General features: G+C 69.3%; 7 protein-coding genes and 3 pseudogenes. 7 read left to right on the forward strand and 3 right to left on the reverse strand.

Features of this window, described 5'->3' with window-relative positions; translation table 11 throughout:
- Positions 1-439: 439 nt before the first annotated feature.
- From AE652_RS09670 to AE652_RS09680, 3 genes and pseudogenes are all read right to left on the reverse strand, one after another.
- A complete protein-coding gene (locus tag AE652_RS09670; protein ID WP_049650818.1) occupies positions 440-799 on the reverse strand; it encodes a hypothetical protein in 360 nt (119 codons plus the stop codon).
- Between the two features lie 67 nt (positions 800-866).
- The gene (locus AE652_RS09675) at positions 867-1442 is read right to left on the reverse strand and encodes an HD family hydrolase (protein ID WP_049650819.1); all 576 of its coding nucleotides are present in this window, start codon (positions 1440-1442) and stop codon (positions 867-869) included.
- Positions 1443-1590: 148 nt separating this feature from the next.
- Positions 1591-2088 (reverse strand): annotated as a pseudogene (locus tag AE652_RS09680) (XRE family transcriptional regulator); the annotation flags it as partial.
- A 247-nt stretch (positions 2089-2335) separates the two neighbouring features.
- Between AE652_RS09680 and AE652_RS49470 the strand changes: the two are divergent.
- From AE652_RS49470 to AE652_RS46285, 7 genes and pseudogenes are all read left to right on the forward strand, one after another.
- A pseudogene (locus AE652_RS49470) lies at positions 2336-2560 on the forward strand (helix-turn-helix domain-containing protein); the annotation flags it as partial.
- 63 nt (positions 2561-2623) lie between these two features.
- Entirely contained in the window at positions 2624-3571 is a 948-nt protein-coding gene (locus tag AE652_RS09685) for a transcriptional regulator (RefSeq protein WP_234348318.1), read from the forward strand.
- A 438-nt stretch (positions 3572-4009) separates the two neighbouring features.
- Complete coding sequence (locus AE652_RS09690; protein WP_107086402.1) at positions 4010-4426, forward strand: ATP-binding protein; 417 nt, start codon at positions 4010-4012, stop codon at positions 4424-4426.
- Between the two features lie 14 nt (positions 4427-4440).
- The gene (locus AE652_RS09695) at positions 4441-4635 is read left to right on the forward strand and encodes a hypothetical protein (protein WP_049650822.1); all 195 of its coding nucleotides are present in this window, start codon (positions 4441-4443) and stop codon (positions 4633-4635) included.
- A gap of 229 nt (positions 4636-4864) precedes the next feature.
- A complete protein-coding gene (locus AE652_RS09700) occupies positions 4865-5122 on the forward strand; it encodes a hypothetical protein (protein WP_159028413.1) in 258 nt (85 codons plus the stop codon).
- Complete coding sequence (locus AE652_RS09705) at positions 5086-5931, forward strand: protein kinase (protein ID WP_049650823.1); 846 nt, start codon at positions 5086-5088, stop codon at positions 5929-5931. The genes AE652_RS09700 and AE652_RS09705 overlap by 37 nt, the downstream gene beginning before the upstream one ends.
- A gap of 321 nt (positions 5932-6252) precedes the next feature.
- Positions 6253-6451: pseudogene (locus AE652_RS46285) on the forward strand (ATP-binding protein); the annotation flags it as partial.

The raw sequence follows: 6451 nt of genomic DNA on the forward strand, positions 1-6451 counted from the left end.
GTATCGACCCGGTAGCACCCGGCGCTGGTCAGCTCCTTGAGAGCCCGCCGGACGGCACCCCGCCCCTGCGGACTGCTGTCCGCCATCTGCCGCCCGTCCTCCCGCCACCCGTCGGGGCGGGAGAGCAGGTCGGCGAGGAGGCCACGGGCGGTGTAACTCAGCCGCCGGTCCTGCAACAGGCCGTTCGGAAGCACGCTGAACGCGCGCGAATGAACGCTACGATGAATCCGCATCTGGAGTCCTTGCTCCTGGTGCCTGACCCCGGGGTGTTCCACCACCGCCGGGGTCTCCTATGTTCTGTTGATGATGCGGAAAGTAGCACAGCGACTACGAAGAGTGCGAACCGTTCGAGCGCAAAGCCCGGACCCCCACATCACGCACGCCCCTACCTTTGGCGTGGGAAGTCGGCGGGGCCGACTTCCCACGCAGAGCACGGTGTTCAGGAACGGGCGCGTTCGATCGCTTCGAAGATGTCCGCATCGGTCTCCTGCTGCCACGACGGCAGGTCGACCCAGTCGGCGACATAGCCCGGCTTCGGATTCTCGATGTGCTTGTGGATCTGAGCGATCCAACACGTAGCGACGAAGCGGCCCTTCTGCTCCCGGGAGAGCTTGGACGTGTTGCCGCCGCTCACGCTGATGAAGTCCCGGACCTGCCCGAACACGGCGGCGGCGCACTCCCGCTCCCACTCGGGCGTCTCCTCCCACGCCGCGACATAGCCGGCCTTCGGCTCGCCCGGGTAGTGCTTCGACACGCCCGCGATCCACGCCTCGCGGAAGATCCGCCCATCAGTCGACATGCGTAACTCCTTTGTCAGACGGCACTGTCAAGCGCCGAAAAGCGGTCGAAGACGAGTGTCGGTGGCGTCACGCGAGGTAGACCTTCTGCCACTCCAGGGACGTCATGGTCAGTGCGGCTTCGGCGAGGGCGTGGGCCGATTCGGTCTTGAGGCTGCCGAGGCTGCTGTCGATCCACGGCTGCACGTTCCGGTAGCCCTGCTCGCGGTACTCCACGGCCTGGATCAGGCACTCCAGCTTGTCCGCGTCGTGGGCGACGGTGACTTCCAGGTTCTCGGCGTTCTCGTACTCCTCCACGAGGGCCTGGAGTCCGGCAACGACGGCCGGGTGAGCGGCGCTGACCTGGTCGGCGGTCACCCGCTCGTTCGACGCGGCGGTGAGGTAGCGCCGACTGATGTGCGGGATATCGCTGACCCGGGTCTCCTGGGTGTCGTGGAAGAGGCACAGCAGGGCGACCTTGGCCGGGTCGGCACCCTCCATCATCGCGAGCACCGCGCCGATGACACCCGTCCGGAACGAGTGCTCGGCGATCGACTCGGGGTCCTTGACGCCGGCGATCCACCAGCCCTGGCGCTTCGCCCGCTTGAGCATGCCCGCCTCGAACAGGTAGCTCGCGGTGCCCCTCGCCTGCTTGTCGTCCGTCATGGCTGTCCTTCCCTGCCAGAGCGATTGTCGCTGTAACCGCCTACCCACAGACCGTAGTGCACAGACTCCGACTCTCGACGGGCCACCGTGAAAGGCCGTCACCATCAAATCGACACAGGGGCTCGCCATACCAGCGTGGTGAGGCGCGCTACGCCTCCGGCGGCACGCTGTAGCGACTCAAGACCTCATCCGCCGTGGACTTCTCCAGTAGGCGCAGCTCCCAGGGCCCGGTGTTGACGTCGAACTCCTTGCCGAAGCCGACCCACTTGCCGGCCATGCGGCGCCCGGTCGGATCGACCAGCAGCTGAATGGCGCCGTGGTACCTGGCCCCCTGGTAGTAGCCATCCTGTGCGGTCTGCTCCACCCACGAGCCCGTCACGACGTTCCGGTCGACGGTGAGGTCGAACGACAGCGGCGAGTCGGGATTGGACGACGCACCGGGGAGCGACCGGCCGGTGATCCGGTTCCCGCTCTGGGACAGGACGACGTGGTGCAGGCCGGTGAACGTGTTCTCCCGGCTGCTGCTGAAGAACTCGTAGTGGCTGACCCAGACCCCCGAGTAGTCCTCACCCGTGGGAGCGGGTGCGGCCTGCACGGGCACGCCCGGTTCGTCGCTGCTCATGTCATGGCCTCCCGTACCGTTCGCGGTACCTGCGGGCGGACGCCGGTGAGGACGTCCGCAACTGGTCGTCCAGGACCCTGATCCGTTCGGTCATCGCCGCGACGGACTGGGCCGCCGAGGCTCCCCACGTCGATCAGTCCTGACACCGTATCCGTCGACTGGCCGGCGGAAGTAGCTATCTCATGGAACCCGGCCGCGCACCAGCCGACCAACGTCAACGTTGTTTGACCGAATGATCTGTGACCAGGCGAGTTCGAGGGTACGGTCCCCTATGCAGGGTTCAAGGAATTCACGAGATGGGGCCAGCGTGGCACCTCCGGACGGAATCAGCACCGGCCAGCGCATCGCCGCCTACGAAGATGTGAGAGGCCTGAGCCATCGGCAACTCGCTGATCGTGCTCACGTCTCGTACAGCCTGCTCACGAAGGTGGTGGCCGGGCACAAGCCGGCGACGCCGGAGTTCGTTGCAGCGGTGGCCAGGGCTTTGGGAGTTGAGCCCGGCGACCTCCAACCGCCCCCGTACAGCGACGGGACGGCAGATGACCCGTTGGTCCCGCTGATGGGCCCGATCCGTACGGTGCTCGATCTGTACGACCTGCCGCCGCAGGAGGCCGTTCGGCCTCGCGCCCTGCCCGCGCTTCGGGCAGCGGTACGACAGGTGAACACGCTGGCCCAGGCCGCGAAGTACAAGCCGATGGTGGCGATGCTGCCGGGCCTGCTGGTCGAACTGCACACGGCCGCACACGAGTTCACCGGTGAGCAGCAGCGGCAGGCGTGGGGCCTGCTGGCGGAGGCCTACCGGTGCGGGCACTCGGTCGGGATCGCCATCGGGCTGAGCGACCTGTCCGCGACCGCACTGGCCCGGATGGACTGGGCCGCGGAGCGGGCCGGCGACCAGGCACCCGCGCTACGGGCCGCCCGCGAGTACCTGCGGGTCACCGCCTACCTGCGCGTCGGCGACCTCGCGGCCTGCCGGCGCCTCCAGGAGTCCGGCCGCGGCCACCTGGAGGGGACCGACGCCAAGACTCCGAGCGCACTGGTCACCACCGGGCAACTGCACCTCGGCTCGGCCGTGGTCGCCGCCCGCGCCGGACAGAAGGACCTGATGCAGCACCATCTGGACGAGGCTGAACACGTAGCCGCCCGGACCGGCGAGCAGCCGGACCTGTCGCTGCACTTCGGGCCCACCAACGTGCAGGTGCACCGGGTGATGACCCTGGTGGAGGCCGGCGAGCACGACCGGGCGGTGGCCGCCGCGAAGGGGCTGCGCTTCCCCACCGGATGGGCCCCGACCAGGATCGGGCACCACCACATCGACCTGGCCCGTGCCTACCGATGGATGGCCCGACCGGAGGCCGCACTCGACCAGCTCGACGCCGCGTACGCGGTCGCACCCGACCAGGTATCCCGGCATCCGCTCGCCCGCGAGACCGTGACCGCACTGTCACGCTCCGCTAGCCGCCGGAGTCTGCGGCTGTCAACCTGGATCACCCGAACGGGTATCTGACGATCTTTCACTTCTGGTGAAATTCAAGGCCTTCCAGCAGCGGCATCGTGGTGCTCAGCACCCCGAGAAGCGACGCCTCGGGGTGCGAGCCCGGTCGGGTCCGGGCTCGCACACACCACTGCCGCATCCCTTGGAGCCCGCGATGGCCGCCGCACCCCGCCCTTCGTGTCCTGCCCAGACGCCGACACCCGGGCCGCGCAGATCCGCCGAGGACCGCCTCCGACGGAACGCCCTGGCCACCGCAGCAGCCGGCTGGGCAGAGTTCGCCCCGACCGCCGACCCCCGGGCCCGCCGGGCCTCGTGAGTTCGGAGACGGCTCTCTCCCCGCTTGCAGCACGCCCCGCCCCGGTCGGGTGTCCAAACCCCCGATCGGCGGCAGGCCTGGCGTACGTCGCACTTCCTTCACATGCTCCCGCCCCGCCCCTCCGAGGTACCCCCATGTTCACGTCCCGTCGTCCTCGCATGTTCGTCGCCCGGCTCTCCTCCCGGGCCGAATCCGCGCCCCTGGCCCGGTACTTGCTCCAGGCCTACCTCTCCGGGCTGCCCTCCGGGGACTGCTACCGCGACACCGCCGAACTGCTCCTCGGCGAGCTGTTCGCCAACGCCGTCCAGCACTCCGACGGGCCCGACGACTGCCACATCGAAGTCCGCATCGCCCTCACCGGCTCCCGGCTGCGGCTGGAGGTGCACGACGCCGGTAGCGGCCGCCCGTCCGTCCGTACCGCCGCGCCTGACGACGAGCACGGGCGCGGCCTCTACCTCGTCAACGAGCTGGCCGAGCGCTGGGGCTGCGCCTCCCGCCCGTACGGCATCGGCAAGTTCGTCTGGGCCCACATCGCCCCCGCCACCGCCTGAAAGCCCGACTCCCCATGCACCTCACGACCCTCGCCCGGCACACCCTCTCCCGTGGCACCACACCCGCCGCCACCTACGCCCATGGCAGCCTCCGCTCCGGCCACCACCACGACCCCACCCGCTGGTTCACCACCGGAAACCTCACCATCACCACCCACCGCATCACCTGCACCCTCACCCACTACCGCACCCGCGCAACCCACCCGTAAGCGCAGGAAGTCGGCCTGGCCGACTTCCTGCGCAGCAGACATCGAGAGGCCAAGATGACCACGATCCAGCGCGCCACTGCACACGCCACCACCGGCTGGCTCCAGGGCCGCTCGGTCTCCTCGCGTGCGAGAACGTCGTGCTGCGCGGGCACTGCGAACGCGCCGAGCCCGAGACTTGATGGCCTGGCCGCACTGGGCGCTGAAGCACCCGTACGCCCCGGTCGGAGTCATGTTCGGCAAGTTCCCCCAGGGCGCTGCCGAGATCAGCCGGCGCAGGCAGAGGATCCCGCCGCCGCCCTTCTCGTTCCTCCCGGTACGGGCGGGCGTGCGGCCGCTGGACCCGCGAATCCTGGAGACCACCCCCGACCTCGCGGCGGCGCTGGCAGTGTCGGTTGACGACGGCCGAGACGTGTTCAAGCACATCTCTTGTGAATGGAAGGCAGTTCGAGAATGGGCGAGTTCCTTGCCGAGGCCCGCGAAGCGCTGAGGACGGCGGAGGCCTTCTGTGGGCCGGTCGAGCTGACGGAGGTCAGCAACCGCCGGGGATCGGCGGTGTGGAAGGCCAGCGGTCCGCGCGGTGTGGTGAGTATCAAGCTCGGCACCGGCGGGGCCGCCGAGGTCACCGCCCGTGAAGCCTCCGTACTGGACCAGCTCCCCGGCTACACCGTGACCGCCGGCCGCTTCGCCGACGGCATCTGGTACGTCACCCCGTGGCTGGCCGGCCCCTCCACCTGGCAGGTCTTCCGCCCCGTGCGCAAGGGAGACGGTGGGAAGGACGAAGCCCTCGCTGCCGCCGTCGGACTGTGCCGCGCCGTGGCGGACTTCCACACCGACGGCTGGGTGCACGGCGACCTCCAGCCCGCGCACGGCATCCACGGCGAGGACGGGACGGTCCGCCTCCTCGACTTCGCCTGGTCCCGCAGGATCGACAGCACCCCGTGGCCGACGTTCGACGGCACGATGATCCACCTCACCGCCCCCGAACTCGCCGCCCGGATCATCAACGGCCCCCAGCCCGTCCCCACGACACAGACCGCTGACGTCTACGCCCTCGCCGGAACCCTGTGGACCTGCACCACCGGGAAGTGGCCGCTGGACTACGACACCGCAGGCCTCCCCAAGGGCACGCCCGTGGAGGAGATCCGCAAGGCCATCGCCCACCGGGCCATCCCGATGTCCACCGCAATGCCCTGGCCCGCCCTCCAGGCCCGGATGCGCTGCGTCCTTCTGGCCGCCCCCGACGAGCGGCCCACCGCCGCCGAACTGGCCGAGATCATCGAAGCGGTGGACGGATGATCGAGCTGCGGGAGCTGCGCCCCGGCGACGAGGAAGCCCTGCTCCGGATCTACAGCGCGGAGTCGACGAAGTACCTGGGCCGCGCACCCATACAATCCCGCCTCCGGCCACGTCCTCCGCAAGACGGGGTTCATCCCGACCGGCGAGCGCGCCGGCTTCAAGACCTACGCCCTCGGATCGCCCGAACCGGGACACGAGCAGATCAGACAACCGCGTGGTGGCGAACCTACTACTGCCATGGGCAACTGACTGTCTATCGCTGGCAGATCGCCAACGATGACGTGGATAGCCCCTCTCCTTTTGCTTCCAAGGTGCTCCCTCATGCCCACTTCCCGTCGCCCCCGGGCTTTCGTCGCTCGGCTCTCCTCCCAGGCCGAATCCGCGCCCCTGGCCCGGTACTTGATCCGGGCCTACCTCTCCGCTCTGCCCTCCGGGGACCGCTACCGCGACACCGCCGAACTGCTCCTCGGCGAACTCTTCGCCAACGCCGTCCAGCATTCCGACGGGCCCGACGACTGCC

The sequence above is a fragment of the Kitasatospora sp. MY 5-36 genome (assembly GCF_001182915.1).
GTDB lineage: Bacteria > Actinomycetota > Actinomycetes > Streptomycetales > Streptomycetaceae > Kitasatospora.